We start from the raw sequence: 24395 nt of genomic DNA on the forward strand, positions 1-24395 counted from the left end.
CATACGGTTTTGAGATGAAGTATCGTCGCGTTCCAGGTTTCGTAAGCCGTACCGGACATTGAAATTGGGATCATCGATGATCACGTGAAATGTCAACTCCGCTTGTGGTTTTTCTCGAAACAAGGCACTTCTCATGAAATCGTAATTTCATGAGGCTGCGGTGAGTCCTAAAGAACAGTCATTCCTGACGCGGGTGCAGCAGATCTTGCCACAGCTCCATCCTGCAGAGCGTCGCATCGGTGAATTCGTCTGCGATTTTCCAGGCGAACTCGCCAGTTATTCAGCACAGGAACTGGCGTCTCTTGCGCATGTTTCGAAGGCGACGGTCACACGGTTCATTCAGCGCCTAGGTTATGAAAATTACGAGGAAGCGCGACGTCACGCCCGAGCGGAAAAAGCCACGGGATCTCGACTGTTTCTGACAACATCGGCTGATGCTGCGGGTGAGCAGTCCATCGTTGCTCATGTCGCGCAGAGTGTGGAGAACCTGCAAGCAACCTTTTTGGGTGTAGGCGAGACACAACTCAATTCTGTCGCCAGCGCGATCCTTTCCGCGCGAAAAGTGTGGGTTATCGGTTTTCGAGCCAGTGCGCCCTTCGCGTCCTATCTGCAGTGGCAACTGACCCAGGTCATCGAGCAGGTGGTTGCCATACCGGCCAGCGGGCAAACTCTGGGCGAGCATGTCGTGAGCATGAAAAGCGACGATGTCGTCATTCTGTTTGGATTACGGCGTCGGGTTTCCAATACCGATGCCCTTATCAATCAGATCCGTAAGACTGGCGCGCGTCTCCTATTCGTCACGGACGAAGAGGTGCCTTTTCTGGCATCGGCTGAATGGCATTTCAGATGCCAGACGCTGGCGCCGGGACCGCTGTTCAACCATGTTTCTGTGATGGCGCTCTGCCATTTGATCATCACGCGTTCTATTGAACATGCGGCGGCGAGCGGGCGGACGCGACTTCGGAACATCGAGGCTATAAACGAAGCGCTGGATGAACTCTGAAGCTATTTTGTGCAACTGCATGAAACCGTCGGCTATTTTGTAATCCGAAAGAAATTCCAGTTTCTTGGTGGTGATGGCGTCAAAAAATACTTAAGTATCTGTATTTAAATATGAAACTGTAGTTTCATGTAAACTGGCATGAAATCTGCATTCCCTGCTGCAGTGAAAAGGCAAATGTAAGGGGTGTCGCTCTGGGGATCGTCCAGACACTTCCTCACATCCTGCCCAACATGAGACTGATACGAGCAGACAAGTCATTTTCAAACTCAATCAAGGGGAACTCGCATGTTGAAAGTCATTACCGCTACCTTTGTTGCCATCGCAACTGCCAGTGCGGCCTATGCCGATACCATTACTCTGCGTGTGCTTGGCCAGCCTTCCGGCTCGGGCCTGATCGCACAGCAAAAAGAACAACCGTTCTTCCAAAAGCTTGCTGAAAAAAGCGGCCTCGATATCAAGGTCGAATATCTGCCGGTCGATGTTGCCGGCATTCCTGATACGGATGGTCTGCGGGTTCTCAAATCTGGCCTGTTTGACATCGTTTCGCTGCGTGGACCGCAGGTCAGCAGAGACGAGCCATCGATTCTTGGTCTTGATCTCGTGGGTCTCAATACATCCTTCGAAGCGGGCAAAAAGCACATGGACGCTTTTAGCGGCTATGTCGGAAGCCGGCTGGAGAGCAAGTTCAACGCGAAACTTCTTGGTGTATGGCCAGCAGGACCGCAGGTTATCTTCTGCAAGCCGGAGGTGAAGAGCCTCTCTGATCTTGAAGGTTTAAAAGTACGTGTCGGCGACCAGAGCGGTGCAAACTTCGTTGCCAAGCTCGGTGCGACCGGCATTTCCATGCCGTTTGGTGAAGTTCAGCAATCACTGGCGCGTGGTGTTGTAGATTGCGCCATCACCGGTCCTGCCTCGGCCAATTCGGGCGGCTGGCCGGAAGCCGCAACCACCGTGTTGCCGGTTGCCTTGCAGCTTGCCGTCAACGGTTATGCCATCAACACGAAAAGCTGGGCGAAATTTTCGCCGGAACAACAAGAGAAGCTTGCAGCCGCAATTGGCGAATTGAATGCCGATATCTGGGATTTCTCGAAGGAACTCTATGAGGATGCGATGCGCTGCAATGCCGGTGTTACACCATGTGAACGTGGTAAGCCCTACAAGCTGACTGAGGCGCCGGTTTCGGATGCAGATATCAAGACCGTTACTGCCGCTGTCGCCGATGTTTCGCTGCCGATCTGGGCCAAGCAATGCAATGCAGTGGCTGCCGATTGCGAAGAGGTTTGGAAGAAGACCATCGGCGCGGACCTCGGCCTCTGATTGTCAGCGTAGGAGAAGAACCATGCACGTCTACGCCCGCATTCTTGGGATCATATTTGGAGTCATGATGATCCTACTGTCTCTGGCAACAGCGGCAGAAACCATATTGCGCAAGTTCTTCTCCTACTCTCTGGGCGGGATAGATGAACTCAGCGGTTACGCAATTGCAATTGCCGCTCCGCTTGCGTTCACCGTGGCGCTGGCTGACAACGCCCACATCCGCATCAATCAGCTGACGTCGCTTTTTCCGAAACAGTTTCAAGCATTTCTGAATGTGCTGTCAGCGCTTTCGCTTGCTATCCTCGCGATGTATTTTTTCTACTTCACTGTCGACACGGTTCTGGAGACGCAGGCCTACCAATCGATCGCCCAGACGCCCTGGGCGACACCTTTGATCTATCCGCAAATCATTTGGCTTGTCGCAATGGCGACCTTTCCCGTCGCAGCCATCATTATTGCGATCAAAGCCGTCGTTCTTTTAATCCGGGGCGATTGGCGGGTCCTTTACAACAAGTTCGGACCAATCTCCGCACAGGAAGAACTGCAGGCCGAACTTGATGACCTCAAAAAGCGAGAAGGATTGGCCCAATGAGCATTTTGATTGTTTCCATCGGCTTTGCGACCATGCTGTTGATGATGTTTCTCAGTTTTCCAATTGCAGTTACGATTGTCGCGGTTGGTACATTGGGCGGCTACATGCTCTACGGCATGCCGCTGGTCGAGATGATGGGCGGTGTCATCTGGTCGAGCCTCAACAGCCCCTCCATGCTGGCCATTCCATTGTTCATGCTGCTTGGCGAACTGCTGCTGCGTGGTGGTATTGCCGACCGCATGTATGATGCGATGGCGGTGTGGCTTGCCCGGCTTCCGGGAGGCCTGCTGCACACCAACATTGCCACCTGCACGCTGTTTTCTGCGACCTCAGGTTCTTCCGTGGCAACCGCAGCGACGGTAGGCACCATCGCTCTACCTGCCTTGCAACAGTATAAATACCCGATAAAACCGGCGCTCGGTTCGCTGGCCGCAGGCGGAACACTTGGTATTCTCATTCCTCCAAGCGTCAATTTGCTGGTCTACGGTTCAATCGCCAATACATCGGTCGGGCAGCTGTTTGCAGCCGGTGTCATTCCGGGCCTGTTGATGGCAGCGTCTTTTTCGCTCTACATCTTCTTTGCGCATGGCAAGGCTGGACAGGAAGCACGTGACCTCGTCGATATGCCTCTTCGGCAGAAACTGGCGCTTTCCCGCCACCTCATTCCACCCTTCGTGGTGTTCACTGTGGTAATGGGATCGATCTATGGAGGGTTGGCGACACCAACTGAATCCGCAGCGATTGGCGTGATTATTGCCATGGCTTTCGTAGCATTCAACGGACGGCTGACCGTTGATCTGCTGATTGTGTGCTCCATTCAGGCCGCCAAGACCAGCGGCATGGTGATGATCGTGCTGGTGTGCTCTCTATTGCTTAATGTCACGATTTCCATGACTGGGGCGGCTCAGGCCCTGACCACCTGGATCGCATCTTTTGAGCTTAGCCAGTTCTCATTGCTGTTTGTACTGCTGATCTTTTACATTCTGCTCGGCACGTTCATGGATGCAATGTCGATGCTGGTGTTGACGGTGCCGATTGTCATTCCGGTTGTTGTGGCAGCGGGTGTCGATCCAATCTGGTTCGGTATCTTTATCGTGATCATGTGTGAGGCTGCACTGATCACGCCGCCGGTTGGGATGAACCTTTTTGTGGTTCAGGGCGTGCGAACGGATGGCGGCAGCTATAGTGATGTCGTCAAAGGTTCCTGGCCATATGTCTTTATCATGATGGTCTTCACCATATTGCTGATCGTGTTTCCGGCCATTGTCATGTGGCTCCCTGACATGTTGGCGGGGCGATGATGCTGATGCGTGAATTTCCCTTTCAGGAGGCGGCTGTACGCCGTCTCCTTGTTATCAACCCCAATACCAATCCAGCCGTGACAGAACGTATCCGTCAAGCGGCGGATCAGCTGATTTTGCCGGGTACAAGCATAACAGTCGTCAATCCGAAAATCGGGCCGTTTTCCATTGAAACCACCGCTCACCGTGAGGAAGCCATACCGCAGGCCATTGATTTGGTGCGCAGCACGCTGGATGACGATTATCATGCCTATGCCTTTGCATGTTTCGATGACATTGGCTTGATGGAATCGCGTCGCCTGGCGTCGGTGCCTGTGGTCGGCACATGTGAGGCAGGCATTGCGGCGGCCCGCACACTTGCTGGCAGATTTGCGATCATCACAACAGTGCATTCTGCAGTGCCTGGCATCAAGATCCTGCTGAACCGCTACGGCGCTGCAGATATATGCACGGTCAGGGCTGCGGGCGTTGGTGTAGCAGCAGCGGCCGCACAAGATGGAGACACGGATCGGCGGATATTGGATGCCGCTCGTAAAGCGATTGATGAGGATGGTGCCGAAGCCCTGTTGTTAGGTTCAGGCGGTTTGACGGGGAGGGCGATGGAGTTGCAAACACTGCTCGGCGTGCCGGTTGTTGATGGTGTTCTGGCGGCCATCAAGATGGCAGAGAGTCTTGCCTCTTTAACGGGCATGGAAAGGCGGGTTTGTGGCGATTCAAAATAAAGTGACTTGAAAATCTCGGCACTTTCGTACCTTGCGCAGACAAATCACCATGCGCAACATGTGCCGATGGATGGCCGATTAAATCATTGTTTAATAATTGAAATTTCGAATATTCAAAGTTTTCCGCGCAGATTCTTGATTTCTTTGCTCGGTCTCTTACATCGCTTTGCGTTGTGGAGAGTGAATACTGATGACATCTTTTTTCGAAACTACATTTGGACCTTTGGAACTGAATATTATCGATGACGCCTTGCAGGCGTGGCGCAGTCATCATGCTCTTGCCAAGGATGACCCTGACGTGAGTATCGCAGCCGAAATCTGCATCAATCTGTTCCGTGAAGGATACAGAACCTTGCCGGATTTGCAGCAGGCCATGGCGCGGCACAAGGCGCTGAATGACATGGTGGTCAGCCATTAAAATGGCTCCACCGCGATCTCAGCGCTTGATCGAGAAGTTCACCGGCACTGTTATCAGCGGATTGACATCAGCCGGGGGCTTGGGAACTGGCGAGGCACGTTGAAGCAGGTTCAATACCTCTTCGTCGAGTTCACTGACACCTGACGGTTCGACCAGTTCGGTGGCCGTGACAGATCCATCGGACAACACCAGAAAGCGCACGCGCACCACACCCTCCAACCGGCGGGATTGTGCGGCGTGTGGGTATCTCTTGCGTCGTTCAAGATGTGCGGCCAGTTGCCCAAGCCAGCGTTGCTCGGCTTTGACATTGCGGGTCTGGCTGCCCAGTGATGCATATTGCGCAGAGGTTTGCGAGGTTCTGATCTCGGTTGCTTCATCGCTGAGAGTGATGTCTGGGGCAGACTTGCGCTCAATACCTCTAGGTTCTGCTTTCTTGGGTTTTTCGCTTGGTTTCTCGGTCTTTTGTTTCTGAGGTTTTGGCCGCTGGATCGGCATTGGCACGGATTCTGGCAGGGCCAGTTCGGTGGGTAATGCGGCAATCTCTTTTACAGGTTCCGGCGGTGCAGTGATGTTTTCCGGCGTAGCAACGGTTTCCTCGGCCGGTGTTGGCTCTGGATCGCCCTTGGGTATTTCCGTCGGCGTTTCGTCACGCGGCCTTGCATCGGGAATGATCTCCACCGTGATGGCAGCCGGTTCGGGTTCGGCCTCAGGCATGTCTACGTTGTAGCCGAAGGCGATGAGCGCACCGCTTGCGCCAGCATGAACGACGGCAGACATCAGTAGTGCCGAGATAGGTGGCAGAGGCGTTAGCCACAGACCGAGCCAGCGCGGTAGTTTTCGCGGTTTTGCGCCGCTATCCGGACGGATGAATGTTCCTGCAGGTCGTTGCGGCATCGTGAGTAGATCAGATTGGCGGGTACGGCCAGCACGACCGGGAGGCGATAGGACATGTCAAATAAACATGACTATAAATATCATGTTATTATCGCCGGGTATAGCAGGATTTTTATGTTGGGCGGTCCTGATTGTCGCAAACACTATGGTGACAGGCGAAATATCCGCGGTATGGATATTTCCAATGGCCAACATGCAAGGAGCGATCTGAACCTGCCCCAAGGTCTTGTTAAGCTCCATCATGCACGGTGCGGCCGGCTGAATTCAAACCCGTAAATGAAAGTATCCCTGATGACTGATACCGCCGTTGAAGCGCGCCCCGCTGTCCGTGCGCTTTCCAGTTCGCTGATCCGCGAAGTTGCCAATGCTGCCATGGGGCAAACCAATGTTCTGCCATTCTGGTTTGGTGAGGCCGATACCCCGACCCCGCAGTTCATTCGCGATGTGGCAGCGGAATCGATGATGAAGGGCGAAACCTTCTATTCGCAGAACCTTGGCCGTCCCTATCTGCGTCAGGCCATCGCATCCTATCAAAGCGATCTGCTCGGCCGTCCCATCCCTGCCGATCAGGTCGTGGCCGTCGGCTCCGGTATGACGGGTCTGCAAATTGCCATGCAGCTGGTTCTGTCACCCGGAGACCGGGTCGTGGCGGTAACGCCACTTTGGCCGAATATCAGCGAGGCACCGCTTATTCTTGGTGCCAAGGTTGAGCGTGTTTCATTGTCGGTGAATGACGGACGCTGGTCGCTCGACGTCGACAAGCTGATTGCCACGTTGACCCCTGATACGCGCATGGTCATCATCAATTCGCCGAACAATCCGACGGGCTGGACCATTGATGATGAGAGCATCTGCATCATCCTTGCTCATTGCCGCAAACATGGCATCTGGATTCTGGCCGACGAGGTCTATCAGCGGTTGGTCTATGATACGACGCAGAACACAGCGCCGTCGTTTCTGCGATACTACGAAACCGGTGACCGCATCATTTCGGTCAACAGCTTCTCCAAGGCATGGTCGATGACCGGTTGGCGGATAGGCTGGATGGTCATTCCGGAAGTGCTGGCACAGGATTCCACCAAACTGGTCGAATATAATTTCTCCTGCATTTTTGAGCCGACCCAGCGTGCGGCAACCATTGCGATCCGCGAAGGGGAGGATGAGGTTCGGCGCCTGAGAACCCATCTTGCCAAGACCCGTTCGCTACTTGTGGATGGACTGAGCAGCATGAACCGTGTCAGCGTGCCGGAAGCCGGTGGTGCGATGTATGCCTTCTTGCGTATTGATGGTTACGACAACTCCCTTGAACTTGCGCAGCGCCTTGTGCGCGAAGTGGGGCTTGGTCTGGCACCGGGTGCCGCCTTCGGTCACGAAGGTGAGGGTTGGTTGCGCTGGTGCCACGCCGTGTCCGAGGACAGTATTGCCCAGGGTCTGGAGCGCCTCACCGACTTTTTGCGTGCATGAATATGAGCCGATAAATGCCCTTCCGGACGATGGTAAAACGTCCGGGAGGGTGCTTTTTCGCGTGGGCCAATCATGTAATGCAGCTCTTGCCTTGCCCGTACAAAGCGTGACAGGTTCGCGGGCATGATTTTGACCATCGCCATTTCCGGTTATCGTTCGCTTCGCAATCTCGTGCTGCCGCTTGAAAGACTGACCGTTGTCACGGGTGCAAATGGTTCAGGCAAATCGAGTTTCTATCGTGCGCTGCGGCTTCTTGCTGATGTGGCGCAGGGGCGGGTAATCGCGTCACTGGCGTCAGAAGGTGGATTGCAATCAACCATCTGGGCCGGACCAGAGACATTTTCACGCGGCATGAAGGATGGCAGCGTGCCGCTGCAGGGCACGGTACGGAAAAACCCGGTTGCGCTCAAACTGGGGTTTGCTTCGGAAGATTATGGGTATGCGATTGACCTTGGTCTGCCGATACCACCGCCGCCACCGAGCTATTTCTCGCTCGACCCTGCAATCAAGGCCGAAGCGGTATGGGCGGGCGAAGTGTTGAGCCGCCGCAATGTTTTTGCGGAGCGAACCGGACCGACCGTCACAGCGCTTTCAACCAGCGGCCAACGTCAGATCTTGCTTCATGACCTTGCGCCATTTGAGAGCATGATGATGCAGACGGCCGATCCAAAGAACCTTCCTGAATTGTTGCATCTCCGTGCCCGGATGAATGGCTGGCGGTTTTATGATCACTTCCGCACAGATCCTCACGCGCCTGTTCGGCAGGCGCAGATCGGCACGCGGACACCTGTCCTCTCATCCGATGGTGCCGATCTGGCTGCAGCCGTCGCGACAATTCTTGAGATTGGCGATGCGACTGGTTTCCATGCCGCTATCGATGATGCATTTCCTGGCAGCACAATCGAAATCATTGAGGACAGGGGACGTTTTGAACTTCTGATGCGGCAGAAAGGTCTGTTGCGCCCGCTCTCAACTGCTGAACTCTCCGATGGCACGCTGCGTTATTTGTTGCTGGTCGCTGCATTGATGACACCGCGACCACCTTCCTTGATGGTGCTGAACGAACCTGAGACAAGCCTACATCCCAGTCTTCTTGCACCACTTTCGCGGCTAATCTTGCAGGCGTGTGAGCGCTCTCAGCTTATTGTCGTTTCGCATGCGGAGGAACTGGTGACGGCACTGGGCGCCGAGAATAAGGCGCTGATGGTGAGACTTAGCAAGGTGGTCGGCGAAACGATTGCGGAAGGCATTGAGACGCCATCATGGAACTGGCCGTCCCGCTAATCTCTGCTAACTGTCCATGTTCCTGACCTCTCGATCAAACAAAATACCGCACCATCTATTATGACGGTGAGGCAGCCTTCGGGCTCATGCGACTATACGGTCTAGTAGGCAACGATCTTTGGCTTAAAACAGTGGAGAAGGCATTTGAACATTTCATTGCCAAGGAGCACTGGAAACATCACGACCATTGGCTTGGTTATTGTGTCAATGAACTGACACACTACAAACCGGAAGAGCGTTATTTTCGCTTTGCTATCCGCAATATTGGGTCCTCTCAACTTTGTCGAAAACCGCATCACCACTTTCCCGACCTTGCTGGAATTGATGATGGCAGCGCGACAGACATTGTCACGTATCGCTGCCGATCCACAGTTGCACAGGTTGTTCGCCAGCATTGATCTCGTCCATTTCGAGCGGGCGATCGAAAAGCGCGCGAACCATCTTCGCAATGGGCACTTCTGGCCTGAGATGGCGATGTATTGCCAAAAACCCGATCGTATTGCCGGTTCTTTCTTCATCCGGCATCACGCCTTCAGAGTGCGGATCGACGATATCGAGCATTATCTCTCAGGCTTCATTGCCTATCGCAATTACCTCAAGGAACAGGCAGAGTTTCGCGATCTCGTTCGCCAATATGTCACAGCACCGGCGGCGTGATACACGCCTGGTGCTCTGTTGATCAGGCCAGCTGCAAATCCAGTTGCGGATAGAGCTTCTTGAGGTTTGGCAGCGATTTGGACTGCCAGGGATATTGCGCCGTACCCTTGATCAAGAACTGTGTGCCCGATTGTTTGCGCGCCTCGATTGTCAGCTTTGCCAGCAGATTGATGCCGGATGAATTGAGGAACTCCAACCCCGTCAGGTCAAAGATCACCCGTTCGGGATTTTCATGAAGGGCTGTCAAAGCCAGAGAATAGATCGGCGCATAGGCATCCGGTCCGGCCAGTCTGAGAACGCCGTCGAAATACACACAGTCGTTTTCGGTCCATATGCGAAAGTTTTCGTCTCTGATTTCCATTTGTTGTTCACCCGTTTGATGACTGTGGCAGTGCAAGCGAAGCGGTTGTCGTAAGCCTCACACGATCGTCACTGGAGCTTTCAAACTCCCATGACATGCGCGCGTCGTAATCTGCTAGAAGTGTAAGCAGACCCAGTCCAGAGCCACCGCTGTCAGACGCGGCGTTTGCTTCGATTTGTCGGATAAGAAGTTCTCCCGGATCAACCGATAACATGTTTATCAGGAAATCCTGAAATCGCCCTGATGTCTCCGTGTTGATTTTGTTGCGTACCCGCATCAGGAACACGTCGTTGATGACGCAGGCTTCAATGATGATCTTGCCGGGCTGCCTGAATTTTACGGCATTTTCGATCAGTTCATTGCTGAGATAACCGATGTTGTGGCGGATATTGGTGTGCAGCGCCTTCGAACCGGAAAAGGGCAGGGCCATGGCCTCGGCAATGAAGTCGGACGTCAGGCCTGAATGGCGCCAGCCAAGCTCCAGCGGGCCATCAACGAGTGTGAGGCAAGCCCCCGATGAGAAGCTGGTTTCGGTAAGGTCGTAAACCCCAAGGACGTTCTTTGACATGGCTCACCTGTGCCGCAATACAAGAAGTGTGATGTCGTCATGAACTTTCTGTGGACCGATATAGTCCATAAGCCGGTCGATAATGCCGGTGGCGATACGGTCTGCGCTTTGAGCATGTAACTTCACGGCTTCCTCGCAAAGCCGATCGATACCAAACAGTTCGCCGCCTGCATTTTCTGCTTCCGTCACACCGTCGGTGTGCAGAACGATGATGTCGTCTTTCTCAAGCCTGATCTTGCGTGTGCCAACGAAGGGCGTGATGTCGGATTCCAGGCCGATCGGCAGGCCGAGATCCATGGTTTCTATCCGCTCTAGTGCGCCGTTTGCCCGCACGACAATGACCTCTTCGTGCTGGCCTGATATCAGCATGTCCTTTCCGTCGTAGTCGAGGAACGCGAGGGTCAGATGTTTGTCGAGCCTTGTGCGTATGATGTTCTTGAACAGGGCACTGTTGAGATCGACCAGGAATTTGACCGGATCGGTGGTGCCTGCTTCATGCAGCGCTCTCGCGACAGACTGCACCATCAGCATCAACACGCCGCTTTCCAGCCCGTGTCCCGTCACGTCGCCAATACCGATCTTAAACCGTCCATCCGCCTCAAGAACATCGTAATAATCGCCACCCACCTCATCGGCCGCACTCATATAGGCCGCGATTTCCAGGTCCTTCGAAGAAGACAGTTCGGACGCCAGGGGAAGAACCATCATCTGGATACGTTCGGCGACAGCAAGTTCCGTCCCCAGCCGTCGGTTCTCCTTCTCCAGCTGGGCGTTCAGCATGGTGATTTTTTCCTTCGCCTCCTCTATTTCGGAGGTTCTCTCTTCCACAAGCTGTTCAAGATTTTCGGTGTGGTAACTGATCTGCTGTGCCATGCGGTTGAAAGCTTCGCTGGCCTGGCCCACTTCATCGCGGCTGGTAACGGGAACGCGGACCGAATAGTCCTGATCCTGAATGCGTCGTGCGGCACCTGCCAGTGCGCTGACGCCGCCGGTAATGCGTTTTGACACCGCCAGCACAGCAAAAGTGACAATCAGCAGTGACAGGAGAATGGCAAGGATCTGGTAGATGACGATGCGGTTGGTTGCTTCGGAGATCTTGGCCTGTGCGGCGTAAAGAGAAGCGTAAATTTCACGTTCCGGCACCACGATGCCAAGCGACATGGCATCTTTTCTGACATGTCCCGGCTCCCAGAGATTGATGGGGGGCAGCTTTTTCATGATGACCATGAATGGCACGGTTTCGTCGCCTTGCGTCAGTTGAAGGTGTTTTATCTCCTCGTTCGGATTGTTGGCCAGTTCCGTGATCGCTGCTTGCGAACTGCCTTTCAATGAGCGTTCAAGACCGGTCACACCGGTTCCCTTTGCGTCGCTTGCCGAACGCAGACCAATCGTTTCCTCACCGGCTTTGCTGATGGCAATGACGTTGCCGTCCGACATGGCGAGAAAACCGAATCCGCTTTCAGCGACCTTCACATTTTCCACGATCTCGGCAAGCTGGTCGAGGGTGATATCCGCCCCCGCAGTGCCGGCAACATTTTGTCTGTCGGCACTCCATAGCGGGTGAAAGAAGCTGACGATCTGTTTGCCGGTGATGGCGTCCGTATAGGGAGCGGTCAGTGTTATGTCATCCGGGCCGGGTTGTGCCCGTACCTCGGCCGACAGACCCTGCCAGGATTCATAAAGACCGGGAAAAAAGAAATCCCAGAAATTGGCAACGTTATGCCCGGGATAGAGGCGATCAAAGGTCTGGGCCTGATCGGTATAGGGCGCGGTTCGAAAGATCGGCCGTTCCTTTGGTCCGATAAAATACATCTGGAGTTTGGATGAGCCGTTTCTGAGGAGGCTCGGTGCGACAAGGTCTAGAACGGCGCTGGTTTGAATTTCGGTCTGCACATCCGGGCGGGGTAGGTGATCGTCATTCAGCAGATAACCCCAGGCGCTGACGACCGAGGCGGCACCTGGCGCATTTTGTGCCCACTGCCCGGTCGCATCATAGGACAATTGTACGCTGCCCGGTGAGGTGCCCGACATGGCAGAACCAATATTGGCCTGCCTTTGCGGATTGTCGATCTGTTCCTGCAAGACGCCGGCAAGAACGCTGACATCATTGTTTACCTGGCCGAGAAGCAACGACACCTGCGCGGCGGTAGAGTTTGCGTAGGTTCTGATGTAGTCTTGGCTTGCCTGTTCAAGTCCGTGGCCAACCTCGCTGGCCGCGTCACGCGACAGCCGCTGCACATTCCATAGTGCCAGACCACCACTGATCAAAAGATCGATCAACACCGCGCTGCCAACAACAAGGATGAATTTGGCTCTGAAGGACGCCCAGGGTCTGATTTTGCGCAAGGTGCTGGTCATCAATATGGTTTCCGTCCTGACGCCGCCCAGATTGGCCAACCCGCGTACCCCTTGGGATGCAGGGCTGCCAGAACATGGTCCTTGAAGCCTTGCCGAAAACGCCGGATGAAATCGGGTGGATCACCGCGTCGGACGGCCATCTGCCCGGCATAGACATTTTCCCATGCTTCGATCACATCGGCAAAATCCCTCGGGTCGCCATCGAGATTGGTGACCATGAAGGATTCAACCTTGATATCGTCAAAGCCTGCATCATTCAGCAGGCGCCGGCTTTTTGGTCCCATCTCGACATCCATGTCGAAATGGCTGAACAGTTTCGCCACCTGCTCATAGGTCCAGCGGATCGACTCCGAATGCGGTTCACCAAGGCAATGGGAGTTCTTTTCATTGGTGATGTAAACTCGGCCGCCCGGCTTGCAGATGCGGTAAAGCTCGCGCAGCAAAATATCCGGTCGATCAAAAATCTGCAGCGAATGCCGGCAGGTGACGAAATCAAACTGATTGTCAGCCAACAGCATCTGCGCGGCATCGCCATAGGTGTATTCTATCGTGCTTAGACCGAATTCGGCAGCCACTCTGCGGGCATATTCGAGGCTTTTCTTCGAGTGATCAAGAGCAACCAGCCGCACCGGCTTGAACTGCCGTTTGATCAGGGTCGCGAAGTCTCCAATGCCGCAGCAGATATCGGCAATGGTTAGACCCTGGCGCAAACCATGCCGAGGCAGGATGTCACGTTCATGGCGCCAGGTCATTTTTGTCTGGGTTCGAAGAATGGGAATGAAGCTCTCATCCTCCACGAATGTCTGACCGGGATAAAATGCGGAATCGTAAATCTCGACTACGAGGTTGGGTTGTTCAGCCGCGAGTGTTTCAAATAACGGCGCAGACCAGGCAATGACGCTTGAGGTGACGATGACGATCTTGCGGTTCGGTTCTGCCCTGGAAGCACTGATCAGCACATCTGCCAGACAATGAAACGCGGTCATGTTGAGGTGCGTGACGCGTTTTATGTTGAGATAAACGATACTGCTACTGCCGTTCAGGCTTTGTTTGATCACGTTGATGACGTGCGACATCTCATGCGCAGATTTCGGCCGCATCCTGCCGCTGAGGACAATTTCCTGATTGATGTCGTCAAAATCTGCTGTGAATGCGGAATAGAGCTGGTTCACCGGCCGCTCTCCCGCAGGTCGAAATCTGCCGTCAGTGTTACGCGATCGTCTCCATCGGTGCCGGAATGGAAGTCCACCCTGATGGCATCTGACAGCATCAGCAGGCTGTGAGCGGGATGCTGACCATCGGTCACATCGGATTGCTTCAGTTTTTCCCAGGCAAGGGCATTCCGCCCATCATGGGGAAACCCGATGGACACACGGACCCGGGCCTCGCTTTTGAGGAGGTTGAAATCAATATTCCCGCCGGGGCCAGCGGAGCGAAATGCCAGTTCGACTATTTCGTTGATCATCTGGGAGCTGAAATTGGCGTATCTTGCCGGGTCTTCGTGAGACTGTGCGACGATATCCGCCAGATATTCGGCAATGGTATCACATAGGCGAAACTCTGAGGTGAAGAGGCCGACATCAAGCGCCAATGCCGCCATGTCCTGAAATGTGTCCGGTTTGGGACTGGCATAGTGTCCGGTCATCATTACCTCCACCCAGTTTCAGGAAAAGACTGAAATATCGAGATTACATCTGGTCAATTTTATCATCAATGACGGGTGGCCCGGTGATGGTGCCCGGCAAAGAACCGGCGCGGGCCATAAAACCAGCTATTGCAGAAGCGGGCATGGGTCTGCTGATCGCGTACCCCTGCAGGCGGTCACAGCCGAGGCCACGCAGCCAATTGGCCTGCTCTACTGTTTCAACACCTTCTGCCGCAACCTCCATGCCCAGATCATGGGCGAGTGTCACGACGGACCGGACAATCGCCTGACTTTTGGGTTCGCTCTCGAGGTCGGACACGAAATATTTGTCGATTTTCAGTGTGTCGAAGGGGAAGTTTTTCAGGTAGCTCAGCGAGGAATATTGCGTCCCAAAGTCGTCGAGTGCAATGCGGATGCCGAGCACGCTTAACGTGTTCAGCGTATCGAGATTGTTGACGGTCCGTTCCAGCAGCACACCTTCGGTAATCTCAAGCTCAAGGCGCTCGGAGGCAAGGCCGACGGTATCCAGCACATGAGAGATGCGGTCTGTCAGTCCGCTGACGAGAAATTCGGCAGGTGAAAGGTTTACGGCAACGATGTAGTCGTTAGGCCAGTTCAAGGCTTCCCGGCAGGCATTCTCCAGCACCCACTGGCCAATTTCGCTCATCAAGCCATCTGTTTCAGCCATGGGAATAAACACCGCGGGCGGAATTTCACCGAGCAGCGGGTGTTGCCACCGCAACAGCGCTTCGAAGCCGAAAAGTCCGTTACCTTCGGCGATTGGTTGATATTCAATGAAAAACTGGTCTTTTTCCAAGGCTATTCGGAGGCTTCTCCGCAACAACTCGCGTTGTTCGATGATCTGCAACATCGCTGCATCGAAAGAACTGGCACGGCCTCGCCCTTCGGTCTTGGCGGCATAGAGCGCGATATCTGAGGCCTTCATCAGGGTTTCAGGGTCAGAGCCGTCGCCGGGGGCAATCGACATCCCAACGCTAAGGCCGACAAACACCGAGATGCCATCAATGGTGAATGCTTGCTTGAATGCGTGGACCAGCGCATCGCCCAATTCGCGGGTGCGTAGCCGCTGATCCGGACCCGCTGCAATAATCGCAAATTCGTCTCCAGCGAGACGATAGGCCATTTCTTTGCCGGCGAGACAGTGCGTGATCCGATCGGCTGCCAGTTGCAGCAGCTTGTCGCCAGCCGGGTGCCCTAGCGTATCATTGACGGGTTTGAAGTCATCCAGATCAAGCTGCATCAGGGAAACGGTATTGTTGCCGGGTGATATCGCCATAAGCGCTGCAGACAGGTCTCTGGCAAATTGGCGCCGGTTTGGAAGTCCGGTCAGCGGATCATGGGTGGCTTGATAAAGCAATGCCATGCGTTCAGATTCGTCGGCAGCACGATAGGTTTGAACCACGCCATAGAAATCACCGACGGTATGGATGGCAAGTTCCCGAAATGCACCGCCACCCAGATCACGGCTTAACCGCAACGGCTGGTCGGGCGTCAACCCGAAGTGGTTCAGAACTGTCAGCCTGTCTAATTCAGGGTAGATTTCCCAAAGCGAAGGATTTTGATCTCGGGAAATAGACGATTTTACGCCACTGGGGACATCAACGAGCTTGAATTGGCGATCGAAGATCGTGAGCTTGTCAGCACAATCACTGGTGCCGCCCGAAGACTGTTGCCAACTCGATTGCGCTTTGCTCATTTCAGAGAGTGTCCCCTCGTCACTGGTCGCTAGAAGCTCTTGCTCGGCTCAATGTTTGCGACATATTAGTGTCCACTACTTAAAAGTCGATCAATAATGTCAGTTGCAATCGAGATTTGTTTCGGGACCGTTTCTGACCTGTCATGGCGAACGGCCAAAGGATGCATCTGGTTCCAACTGCACGTAAACGGTGAGATTTTCGAGCAGACATGCCGGTGCTATTTCGGATGTTCTGGCGGTATGGTCGCAACAAAAAGGCGGGAATGCTCGACCATACCCACCTTGATGTTATTTGCAAACTGCACGGAGCGTTTGATCAGAGCTTCCCCAAATGACCGGTCATCAGCGCGGACTTTATTTGCCCTTGGGTTGAAATTCGACCAGCAGCGACTTGAGTTCTACCTCTCGCACACGTCGGGCGGCTTCTTCGGGGGAAAACCATGCCACTTCGCGTTGACCGCGTTCCTTGAAATTGGCGACAACGTCTGAGACCTCGACCTGAAACACGTCAACCACGCATGGCGCAACATCGCCATTGTCGAGCCATTTGAGATATGTGTAGCGTCCGACAGGTTTTTTTCTGGCCCGTCCCTTTACGCCAGCCTCCTCCCAGGCTTCGATTTCGGCAGCCTCATAAGGTTTCTTCTTTTTCATCGGCCACCCCTTCGGAATGACCCAGCGGCCGGTGTTTCTGGTTGTGACCAGGAGCACCTGAACATCGCCAGCCTCCGGCAGTTGCCGGAAACAGAGGGCGCCATACTGTGTCCGAAAACCACCGTTGAACAGCTTGTCCGGCATGGAGGCAAGCTGTTGAAGCAATGTCGTTTGTTTCGGAGGCGAACCCTTGCGGTTCTTTCTGGCGGCTTTCATCCAAAGATAAATCGCTGATTTTCGGCGTTGCTTCAATGGCCGAGTTGCTTTTATGACAGTTTTATGACAGTGCGATCGCGCTGGACCTATAGGCAGGAATGAAAAGCGATGATGAGTATTTTCCGGAAAATGATGCCGCGCGAAGACAAGTTCTTCGACCTGTTCAGCGAACATGCGCGAACGGTCGTCGAGGCGGCGGAAGCCTTGCGGAACCTGCTCAACGGCATCGACGTCGAAGCCAATTGCGATCGTATCGTCGCGCTCGAGGATCGTGCGGACAATATTACCCGCGAAGTTCTGCTGGCCGTGCGTCGCAGCTTCATCACACCTTTTGATCGCGGTGACATCAAGGATCTCATCCAGTCAATGGATGACGCGATCGACATGATGCATAAGGCAGTCAAAACCATCCGTCTTTTTGAACAGCGCAGCTTCGATCCGCTGATGCGCCAGATGGGTGAAGAGGTTGTCCGTGCTGCACATCTCGTGGCAACGGCCATTCCACTTCTCGACAAGGTTGGCGCAAACGCCCAGCGCCTCAGCGCCATAGCCGAAGACGTAACCCGTGTCGAAGGTCGGTCGGATGACCTGCATGATCAGGGCCTCAAGGACCTGTTCCTGCGTCACGGTGCGGCTGGCAATGCGATGGCCTATATGATTGGCAGCGAAATTTATGGTGAGTTGGAAAAGGTCGTCGACCGGTTCGAGGACGTTGCCAACGAAATTAGTGGCATTGTGATAGAGAACGTCTGATGGACGCGACACTTGCTTTTCCACTTCTGGTCGGTTTGATCGGCATCGCGCTGTTTTTCGACTTTCTCAATGGGTTGCACGACGCTGCCAATTCGATTGCAACGATTGTTTCAACGCGTGTGCTTAAACCGCAATATGCGGTGGCCTGGGCTGCTTTCTTCAACTTCATTGCCTTCCTGTTTTTCGGCCTGCATGTGGCGGAAACCCTCGGGACTGGCATCATTGATCCGGGCATCGTTTCGCCATCGGTGATTTTTGCTGCCCTGATGGGGGCGATCGTCTGGAACATCGTCACCTGGATTTTCGGTATTCCGTCCAGTTCCTCGCACGCTCTTGTGGGCGGTCTTATTGGTGCCGGCATTGCCAAAGTTGGTGTGTCCTCGATCGTCTGGAGCGGTTTTCTGAAAACGGCCGGTGCGATTTTCATGTCGCCGGCCATCGGTTTCCTCCTGGCACTTGTGCTGGTTCTGGCCGTGTCCTGGATCTTTGTGCGCCAGACGCCATTTGCGGTGGATCGCACCTTCCGCATCATGCAGTTCATTTCCGCGTCGCTCTATTCGCTGGGTCACGGCGGCAATGACGCACAAAAGACCATGGGCATCATCGCGGTTCTACTGTTCAGTCAGGGTTATCTCGGCTCGGATTTCCATGTGCCGTTCTGGGTGGTGATCACCTGCCAGTCGGCCATGGCGCTTGGTACGTTGTTCGGCGGTTGGCGTATCGTGCACACGATGGGATCAAAGATCACCCGTCTTAACCCGATGCAGGGTTTCTGCGCCGAAACAGGCGGAGCGTTGACGCTGTTTGCTGCGACCTGGCTTGGTATTCCTGTTTCGACAACACACACGATCACCGGTGCCATCATCGGCGTTGGCGCAGCGCGGCGCATGTCGGCCGTGCGTTGGGGACTTGCCGGCAATATCGTCATTGCATGGATCGTGACCATGCCAGCGGCTGCGTTGATTTCCTACGCCACCTTTGTGCTGGTATCTCTGTTCGGATAAGTCGCTGCCTCTGGCCGGTTTGGCCAGAGGCTCCTTCTTCTCGCCAGCAAATGATCACAGGTCATTTTTGCAGTTGCAACAAAGCGCGCCACGCTCTAACGCGTTGTCATAACAGCGCCTTTGAGGTCGTGCCTGTAACCCATTTCAGTTTCAGATCCGACATTGCCATCCCCGTCATGCGCTGCATCCGAAAAGTATCGAGATCATGAGTGCCACAGCGACTGATACCAAAACCCTGCTTGGAATTGCCCTTGCGTCCGGCGGTTACGCCTGTTTTGCTCTGCAGGATGCCTTGGTGAAGTGGCTTGTGGAAACCTATGAAGTTCCACAAATCCTGTTCATGAGAAGTCTGGTCATCGTTTTGATCACCGGCACGCTTGCGGCACATTTCCGTCACCCCTCGATCCTGACGAGCAAATATCGCGGCACACTGGTGCTGCGTGCCGCACTGATGCTGTTTGCTTGGCTTCTGTTCTACAACTCCGCCAAGGTGATGGGATTGGCGGAGCTGACCACGCTTTATTTCTCTGCACCGATCATGGTCGTGTTTCTGTCGATCCTGTTCTTGAAGGAAAAGGTCGGCGCTGGTCGCTGGCTTGCCTGTTTTGGCGGCTTCGCCGGCATGGTGATTGCGGCAAACCCGACGCATTCGCCCAATCTCATTCCAGCTTTGATGTGCATTATCGCTGGCTTTTTCTGGGCATGCAGCACCATCCTGATCCGGCTGGTCAGCAAAACAGAAACAACGCTGACCCAGATGTGGGCAACAAGCCTGTTGTTTGGCATTGCCTGTGCCGTCACCTTTCCGTGGATCTGGAAGACGCCTGACCTGATGGGCTGGGCACTGATGATCGGGCTTGGCCTCATCGCGACCATCGGCCAGTACCTGCTTTACGAAGGTTTTCGCCATGCGCCCGCATCGGCGCTGGCGCCGGTGGAATATACCGGCCTCGTGTGGGCCTTCATTTACGGCTACCTCATCTGGGCCGATATTCCAGCATCCAATGTCTTTGTCGGTGCCTTCATCATCGTGGCATCGAGCCTTGTTTTGGTCGCCTGGGAACGTCGTTCCATCAGGCTTGCTGAAAAGGCTGCCCCTATTTGATTTTAAGTGATGCTGATCGCTCAATTGTGTTCACATGGAACCACCGAACCGATGATCCATTGAGGTTAGGCATTGCGCTCCGGGTGGTTGAGGATGTATTCGAACGTTTTGTTGCTCTGATCTTATGACCGCATCGACAAACAAAGTTCATTCGGAAGTCTGGATATGGTTATGAAGTTTCTGACGGGAAGAATGCTCAACAGCGTTTTGCTCGTCGCATCCGTTTTTGCTGCTGTGCCTGCGGCGGCAACGCCCGTGCTTGTTGTGGATGTCGCAAGCCGTGATGTGCTTTATCAGGAAGATGCCGGCGTGCCGTGGTATCCGGCCTCGACCACCAAGCTGATGACGGCGCTGCTGACATTTGAGGCGCTGCGCGCCCATAAGGTGACGCTGACAACACCCGTGGTGATGACGCGAAATGCGACGAAACAGGCATTTCTGGAATCGGGCCTCACATTCGGGCGCACCATGACGCTGGAAGATGCGCTCTATGCGACCATCACCGCGTCTGCCAATGATGTTGCTGTTGCGCTCTCGGAAACGGTGGCCGCTGACGAACCGTCATTTGTTGCCCGCATGAATGAAAGGGCGGCTCAGCTTGGCATGACCGGCACGCATTTCGCCAGCCCGAACGGTTTGTTCAGCAAACAGAACTATTCCACCGCGCGTGACCTTGCGATCCTGGGAATGGAAATTGATCGGCTGTTTCCTGAATATCGCTACTTCTTCCAGGCAACCGCCGTTGCCATTGATGGCAAAGAAATCAAATCGAACAACCTGTTGCTGACCCGCTTTAACGGCACGGTCGGCATGAAAACCGGTTTTCTGTGTGCCTCGGGTCGCAACTATGTTGGCCTTGCTTCACAGAATGGCAGGCAGGTCATGGTGGTCGTTCTGGGGGCAACCACGGAACGTGAACGCAATGAGCGCTCTGCACAATATCTGAAACAGGCTTTTGAGGGGCGTCTCCCGGCGCGCGAAGGGCGCGTTGATGATATCAGCAATCGGTCTGATGTCGCGCCAGAGGATATGCGGGTACGTCTGTGTACAGACCAGAGCGCTGCTTACGAGGTGAGCCGCGAGAAACTGTACCCGATGGGCCTGCCGGGTCATGAAAGTAACTTGCAGCAGGAGATGCCAGGCCAACTCCATGCCATCAGGACCTGGGAAAGCGATACTTTGGCCAATGTGCCGGTGCCGGTACCGCGCCCGGTTGAAGTGCAGTAGCGACACGCCGATCGTTGAAGATAAAAAGCTGCCGCTACCCAGGGATGGCAACTTTTTATTGTCTGGCCAGGAATTGGGCGGGGATAGCCAGTCTCTTCTGCTCGAAATTACGCCTTGAACTTTGTCGAGCCGCTCCCGGCTGATATTGATGAAGGCAAACCAGATCAGCGACAGTGGACTTGGAATACCAAAAACACCATTGCCACAACCATGGCGAAGGCCGCACCTGCATAGATGCCCATAATTCCGGATTCAGCGAGCGGATTGCGGGTGAGGGCCGGCATGAGCGCGCCGGGCAAGGCAAATGCAATATCGCCAACAACAATGGTGCGGCACCGATGGCAAACTGAGATAAATGCCGGCAAACAGCTCGAAAAGAGCCTGTTGCTCATGACAACGATCGGTTGCCCTTGGTGTGGTCGCCTTCCGCTGACCCTTTCCGATAACAAACTTTACCATTCCTGGCGCAGTTCTTATTTTAGGTCAGGTCCACGCTGGCGCATATATTACCGACACATCAAAGCAGGTTTCACGATGTCAGTGTGATGTCTGGACGAGAAAACATAGAGATACCAGTGTTTTGATGTCTCATGTTCCTGCATTGTCAGCTGTTTTGAAGCGGAATTTTATGTCGGCAGACAAATGTGCCGACATGTTATTTGCCGCTTTGGTCCTGTTTTACAGTCTCAGCAATGGCCGACTGTGGTGCCTGCCAGATGTGTAATTTCCCGCGCTGACAACTCGCGGTCCAGTTCACCCTTCAATTCGCTGAGCAGGGTCTTGCGGGCTGCATCCAGCTGGAAGGCTGCGCCATCCACGGAAAGGCTTTCGGCAATTCCGACGGAATATTCGATCATGTTGATCAGTGCGAGAAATTCCTCATGGCGTTCGCTGAGCTGAATGCCGGCATCATTATTCATCATGTCCCATCCTCGATACAGTGTCGAGGCGACAATAAGCATAGAATTTTCAGGTGTGCGCGTTGCAAAAGCGTTGCACACGCTCGGCGGGATTTATGGTTTTCGCTCGCCTTCATCGGAGGGGAACAGATTGCGCCACACGGAAATCTCGTTGAAAGTCCATGTCTTGGCCGGTTTTGGAGCTGCTGGTACCCTGATTGCCTCGATAAGTTGCAACGCATCCAGGCGCTTTTGATCAACCCAAGCTTGTTTTACTATCGAGCGTAATCGTTGAACGTCACAGCCTGCTGTTTTTGCAATGACTGCCCAGTTTCTATCCTTGAAGAACACGCATCGCGCTGCCTGCGAAATATGCTGGCGCTCTGCCGCAGACAAAAGCTCCAGCTCTTCTGCATGCGCAAGGGTGGCGTCGACATTGACCATCGGGACCGTCAGCGGAATGTAGGAAAGCTCTGCTGGACCGTGTAGCAATGCGACGTCGCCGTCATCGTCGCGGTGTCCATTGGCGTAATCTTCGTAAATTCGGCCAACCCCAACCATGCCGAAAGCCGAGCATTCTGCGGCGCGAAGCGCTCCCATACTGGCAGCGCCCAGAACCCCAATCCCCTTTGAGAGCGCAAACAACAGCTCTTTGTGCCAGACCGGAGCGACAAACTCGAATTGCCCGTCAATCAGGCCAATGGCGGTTGCGCCGTCCAGCACTGCTTGCATGACATCGCCCTGGCAGGCTGGTGGCCTGATTTGAATGTCTGGCATGTCCGTCGCGTCGGGAAGGCTCGGGCCAACAAATACCACTTTCATTGCAGCGCTCGCGATATGGCGCGACTGCCAAAACGTAGCCGTCGACCGCCATCCGGGTTTTCCAGTTGCGGCACGATGATTTTTACCACGGAAGCTGGAAGCCAGTCCGGGGAGAGATCGACCACATAGATCTCTGTTATGCCATGTGATTGCAGGCGGGTAAGAACGATCTCCAGGGCATGGCTGGCGGAGTTGGCATCGAGGCGGGGCAGTTCCGCGAGCTGACGTGATACGGCAGCATCAAAGGCTGCAAGGATGACCGGATCGGCTGGTTTGAGGAATGTCTCTGGCAGAACGTCGTCCCGTGCGCCAGCGATAAAGGTCATGCGGGACTGAATGGCCTCGGTGATTGCCCGCATTGCTGCGACCTCGGGGAATACGGAAGCACCTGCACCGAGTGTAATATCGACATGGCGCAGACTGTTGCCGGTTGATGGCTGGTGTTGTGGTTTGATGAAGGCAACCACGCAAGGAATGGCGAGATCGCTGGTGATATCAAACAGCGCAAGGTCCAGTCCGGCCGCAGAGAGTTTGTCCAGCAGGCCGCATAGCGCCGGATTGGATATCTCTGCGGTGTCTATGCGTTGGCGATGCCGTTTTGTCGGTGATGTCACCTGCCAGAGTGTAATGGCGTCCCGTTCAACGCGCTCCAGTAGGCCATGCAATGTTGCCTCGACGCGGGTGTTGCCGGAGGCGAGCCCATCTGACGATTGCCAGAAACGTGGTGATATCAGCGTGCGGTCAAGCTGAACGGCTTCGAATGGCAGCCAGGTCTCATCGCGGGTAAGCAGATTTTCCGCCTTGGTCCATGTCACGACCTCATCGTCGCGGATCGGTGCCATCCTGATGGATAGCAGGCTATCGAGCGAGGTGAAGCTCTGGCCGCTCGTGCGTAGGAACTGCGGGGTGGCGAACCGTGTCTCACAGGCCGGATTGGCCGCAACAGCGCGTTCCACGGCTTCCATAGCAGCCGATGTACGTGCCGCCTCGTCATCGAGGCCTTTACCCTGAGCAATCACAATCGCTTTGGCATTGGGGGTATAGGCACACCAGACCGGTACACCAATCCGATCCAGACTTGTCTGTCTGGCAACTCTCGTTATGCCCAGACGCGAAAAAACAGGAGAGACCCGTTGAAAGGTCTCTCCTGCAGAACATGCACGGAAATCGACGATGTCGATTTCAGCTATTTCAGGATTCATGATGGCCTGATGCGGCCACAGCTGCGGATGAAAACGCAATTGCGAAGTCTACGCCCTTGACGATTGTCGATCCCTGCTGGCGCAGGGTCACGGCCTTGGCAAGATCACTCTCGGCTGGCTGGGTGAAAGGAGAAACGGTACCCGATGCAAAATCCACCAGCCAAAGCTGATCATCTCCAGATACACCAATAACTGCAACTTTAGACATCAAG

27 protein-coding genes are annotated in these 24395 nt (G+C 54.4%); 13 read left to right on the forward strand and 14 right to left on the reverse strand.

What is annotated here, in order from left to right; all coding sequences use genetic code 11:
- Positions 1-160: 160 nt before the first annotated feature.
- From RT613_RS07615 to RT613_RS07640, 6 genes are all read left to right on the forward strand, one after another.
- The gene (locus tag RT613_RS07615) at positions 161-1003 is read left to right on the forward strand and encodes a MurR/RpiR family transcriptional regulator (RefSeq protein ID WP_313614254.1); all 843 of its coding nucleotides are present in this window, start codon (positions 161-163) and stop codon (positions 1001-1003) included.
- 285 nt (positions 1004-1288) lie between these two features.
- Positions 1289-2320: a TRAP transporter substrate-binding protein gene (locus tag RT613_RS07620; RefSeq protein ID WP_313614256.1), complete on the forward strand. Its 1032-nt coding sequence runs from the start codon at positions 1289-1291 to the stop codon at positions 2318-2320.
- A 22-nt stretch (positions 2321-2342) separates the two neighbouring features.
- Complete coding sequence (locus RT613_RS07625; RefSeq protein ID WP_313614258.1) at positions 2343-2912, forward strand: TRAP transporter small permease; 570 nt, start codon at positions 2343-2345, stop codon at positions 2910-2912.
- A complete protein-coding gene (locus tag RT613_RS07630) occupies positions 2909-4213 on the forward strand; it encodes a TRAP transporter large permease subunit (RefSeq protein WP_313614260.1) in 1305 nt (434 codons plus the stop codon). The genes RT613_RS07625 and RT613_RS07630 overlap by 4 nt, the downstream gene beginning before the upstream one ends.
- Positions 4214-4218: 5 nt before the next feature.
- Positions 4219-4935, forward strand: a complete 717-nt coding sequence (locus RT613_RS07635; RefSeq protein WP_313614261.1) for an aspartate/glutamate racemase family protein — start codon at positions 4219-4221, stop codon at positions 4933-4935.
- Between the two features lie 190 nt (positions 4936-5125).
- The gene (locus tag RT613_RS07640) at positions 5126-5353 is read left to right on the forward strand and encodes a hypothetical protein (RefSeq protein WP_313614262.1); all 228 of its coding nucleotides are present in this window, start codon (positions 5126-5128) and stop codon (positions 5351-5353) included.
- An 18-nt stretch (positions 5354-5371) separates the two neighbouring features.
- Here the strand turns inward: RT613_RS07640 and RT613_RS07645 are convergent, their stop codons facing one another.
- Positions 5372-6130, reverse strand: coding sequence for an energy transducer TonB (locus RT613_RS07645; protein WP_313614264.1), 759 nt, complete (start codon positions 6128-6130; stop codon positions 5372-5374).
- 29 nt (positions 6131-6159) lie between these two features.
- Positions 6160-6303 (reverse strand): hypothetical protein, encoded by a 144-nt coding sequence (locus tag RT613_RS07650; RefSeq protein ID WP_313614265.1) that lies wholly within the window; start codon positions 6301-6303, stop codon positions 6160-6162.
- A gap of 235 nt (positions 6304-6538) precedes the next feature.
- Here RT613_RS07650 and RT613_RS07655 point away from each other — a divergent pair, with 235 nt between their 5' ends.
- From RT613_RS07655 to RT613_RS07665, 3 genes are all read left to right on the forward strand, one after another.
- Entirely contained in the window at positions 6539-7711 is a 1173-nt protein-coding gene (locus RT613_RS07655) for a pyridoxal phosphate-dependent aminotransferase (protein ID WP_313614267.1), read from the forward strand.
- 123 nt (positions 7712-7834) lie between these two features.
- Entirely contained in the window at positions 7835-8995 is a 1161-nt protein-coding gene (locus RT613_RS07660) for an AAA family ATPase (RefSeq protein WP_313614269.1), read from the forward strand.
- Positions 8996-9259: 264 nt separating this feature from the next.
- Positions 9260-9652 (forward strand): hypothetical protein, encoded by a 393-nt coding sequence (locus RT613_RS07665; RefSeq protein WP_313614271.1) that lies wholly within the window; start codon positions 9260-9262, stop codon positions 9650-9652.
- Positions 9653-9674: 22 nt separating this feature from the next.
- Here the strand turns inward: RT613_RS07665 and RT613_RS07670 are convergent, their stop codons facing one another.
- The 7 genes from RT613_RS07670 to RT613_RS07700 form a co-directional block, all read right to left on the reverse strand.
- On the reverse strand, positions 9675-10013 hold the full coding sequence (locus tag RT613_RS07670; RefSeq protein WP_313614273.1) for a slr1659 superfamily regulator: 339 nt from the start codon (positions 10011-10013) through the stop codon (positions 9675-9677).
- Between the two features lie 7 nt (positions 10014-10020).
- Positions 10021-10581 carry a slr1658 superfamily regulator gene (locus RT613_RS07675; RefSeq protein WP_313614275.1) on the reverse strand — a complete coding sequence of 187 codons (561 nt, stop codon included), beginning with the start codon at positions 10579-10581 and terminating at the stop codon, positions 10021-10023.
- A 3-nt stretch (positions 10582-10584) separates the two neighbouring features.
- On the reverse strand, positions 10585-12939 hold the full coding sequence (locus RT613_RS07680; RefSeq protein ID WP_313614277.1) for a SpoIIE family protein phosphatase: 2355 nt from the start codon (positions 12937-12939) through the stop codon (positions 10585-10587).
- Entirely contained in the window at positions 12939-14039 is a 1101-nt protein-coding gene (locus RT613_RS07685; RefSeq protein ID WP_313614323.1) for a class I SAM-dependent methyltransferase, read from the reverse strand. The genes RT613_RS07680 and RT613_RS07685 overlap by 1 nt, the downstream gene beginning before the upstream one ends.
- 68 nt (positions 14040-14107) lie before the next feature.
- A complete protein-coding gene (locus RT613_RS07690) occupies positions 14108-14584 on the reverse strand; it encodes a hypothetical protein (protein ID WP_313614278.1) in 477 nt (158 codons plus the stop codon).
- A 43-nt stretch (positions 14585-14627) separates the two neighbouring features.
- Positions 14628-16301, reverse strand: coding sequence for an EAL domain-containing protein (locus RT613_RS07695; RefSeq protein WP_313614280.1), 1674 nt, complete (start codon positions 16299-16301; stop codon positions 14628-14630).
- Between the two features lie 354 nt (positions 16302-16655).
- On the reverse strand, positions 16656-17171 hold the full coding sequence (locus tag RT613_RS07700) for an NUDIX hydrolase (RefSeq protein WP_313614282.1): 516 nt from the start codon (positions 17169-17171) through the stop codon (positions 16656-16658).
- A 108-nt stretch (positions 17172-17279) separates the two neighbouring features.
- Here RT613_RS07700 and RT613_RS07705 point away from each other — a divergent pair, with 108 nt between their 5' ends.
- The 4 genes from RT613_RS07705 to RT613_RS07720 all read left to right on the forward strand — a co-directional run bounded on the left by RT613_RS07705 (position 17280) and on the right by RT613_RS07720 (position 21260).
- Positions 17280-17924, forward strand: a complete 645-nt coding sequence (locus RT613_RS07705; protein WP_313614283.1) for a DUF47 domain-containing protein — start codon at positions 17280-17282, stop codon at positions 17922-17924.
- Positions 17924-18928 carry an inorganic phosphate transporter gene (locus RT613_RS07710; RefSeq protein WP_313614285.1) on the forward strand — a complete coding sequence of 335 codons (1005 nt, stop codon included), beginning with the start codon at positions 17924-17926 and terminating at the stop codon, positions 18926-18928. Before RT613_RS07705 ends, RT613_RS07710 begins: the two co-directional genes overlap by 1 nt.
- A gap of 205 nt (positions 18929-19133) precedes the next feature.
- Positions 19134-20033: a DMT family transporter gene (locus RT613_RS07715; protein WP_313614287.1), complete on the forward strand. Its 900-nt coding sequence runs from the start codon at positions 19134-19136 to the stop codon at positions 20031-20033.
- A 165-nt stretch (positions 20034-20198) separates the two neighbouring features.
- A complete protein-coding gene (locus RT613_RS07720; protein ID WP_313614288.1) occupies positions 20199-21260 on the forward strand; it encodes a D-alanyl-D-alanine carboxypeptidase family protein in 1062 nt (353 codons plus the stop codon).
- A 164-nt stretch (positions 21261-21424) separates the two neighbouring features.
- Here RT613_RS07720 and RT613_RS07725 read toward each other — a convergent pair whose 3' ends face one another.
- The 5 genes from RT613_RS07725 to RT613_RS07745 all read right to left on the reverse strand — a co-directional run bounded on the left by RT613_RS07725 (position 21425) and on the right by RT613_RS07745 (position 24391).
- A complete protein-coding gene (locus RT613_RS07725) occupies positions 21425-21652 on the reverse strand; it encodes an iron chelate uptake ABC transporter family permease subunit (protein ID WP_313614290.1) in 228 nt (75 codons plus the stop codon).
- Positions 21653-21946: 294 nt separating this feature from the next.
- Entirely contained in the window at positions 21947-22183 is a 237-nt protein-coding gene (locus RT613_RS07730) for a hypothetical protein (RefSeq protein ID WP_313614292.1), read from the reverse strand.
- Between the two features lie 90 nt (positions 22184-22273).
- Positions 22274-22981 carry a TfuA-like protein gene (locus RT613_RS07735; protein ID WP_313614293.1) on the reverse strand — a complete coding sequence of 236 codons (708 nt, stop codon included), beginning with the start codon at positions 22979-22981 and terminating at the stop codon, positions 22274-22276.
- Positions 22978-24183 carry a YcaO-like family protein gene (locus tag RT613_RS07740; RefSeq protein WP_313614295.1) on the reverse strand — a complete coding sequence of 402 codons (1206 nt, stop codon included), beginning with the start codon at positions 24181-24183 and terminating at the stop codon, positions 22978-22980. Before RT613_RS07740 ends, RT613_RS07735 begins: the two co-directional genes overlap by 4 nt.
- Positions 24173-24391, reverse strand: coding sequence for a hypothetical protein (locus RT613_RS07745; protein WP_313614297.1), 219 nt, complete (start codon positions 24389-24391; stop codon positions 24173-24175). Before RT613_RS07745 ends, RT613_RS07740 begins: the two co-directional genes overlap by 11 nt.
- Positions 24392-24395: the final 4 nt, after the last annotated feature.

Source organism: Agrobacterium sp., from assembly GCF_032092815.1.
Taxonomy (GTDB): Bacteria; Pseudomonadota; Alphaproteobacteria; order Rhizobiales; family Rhizobiaceae; genus Agrobacterium.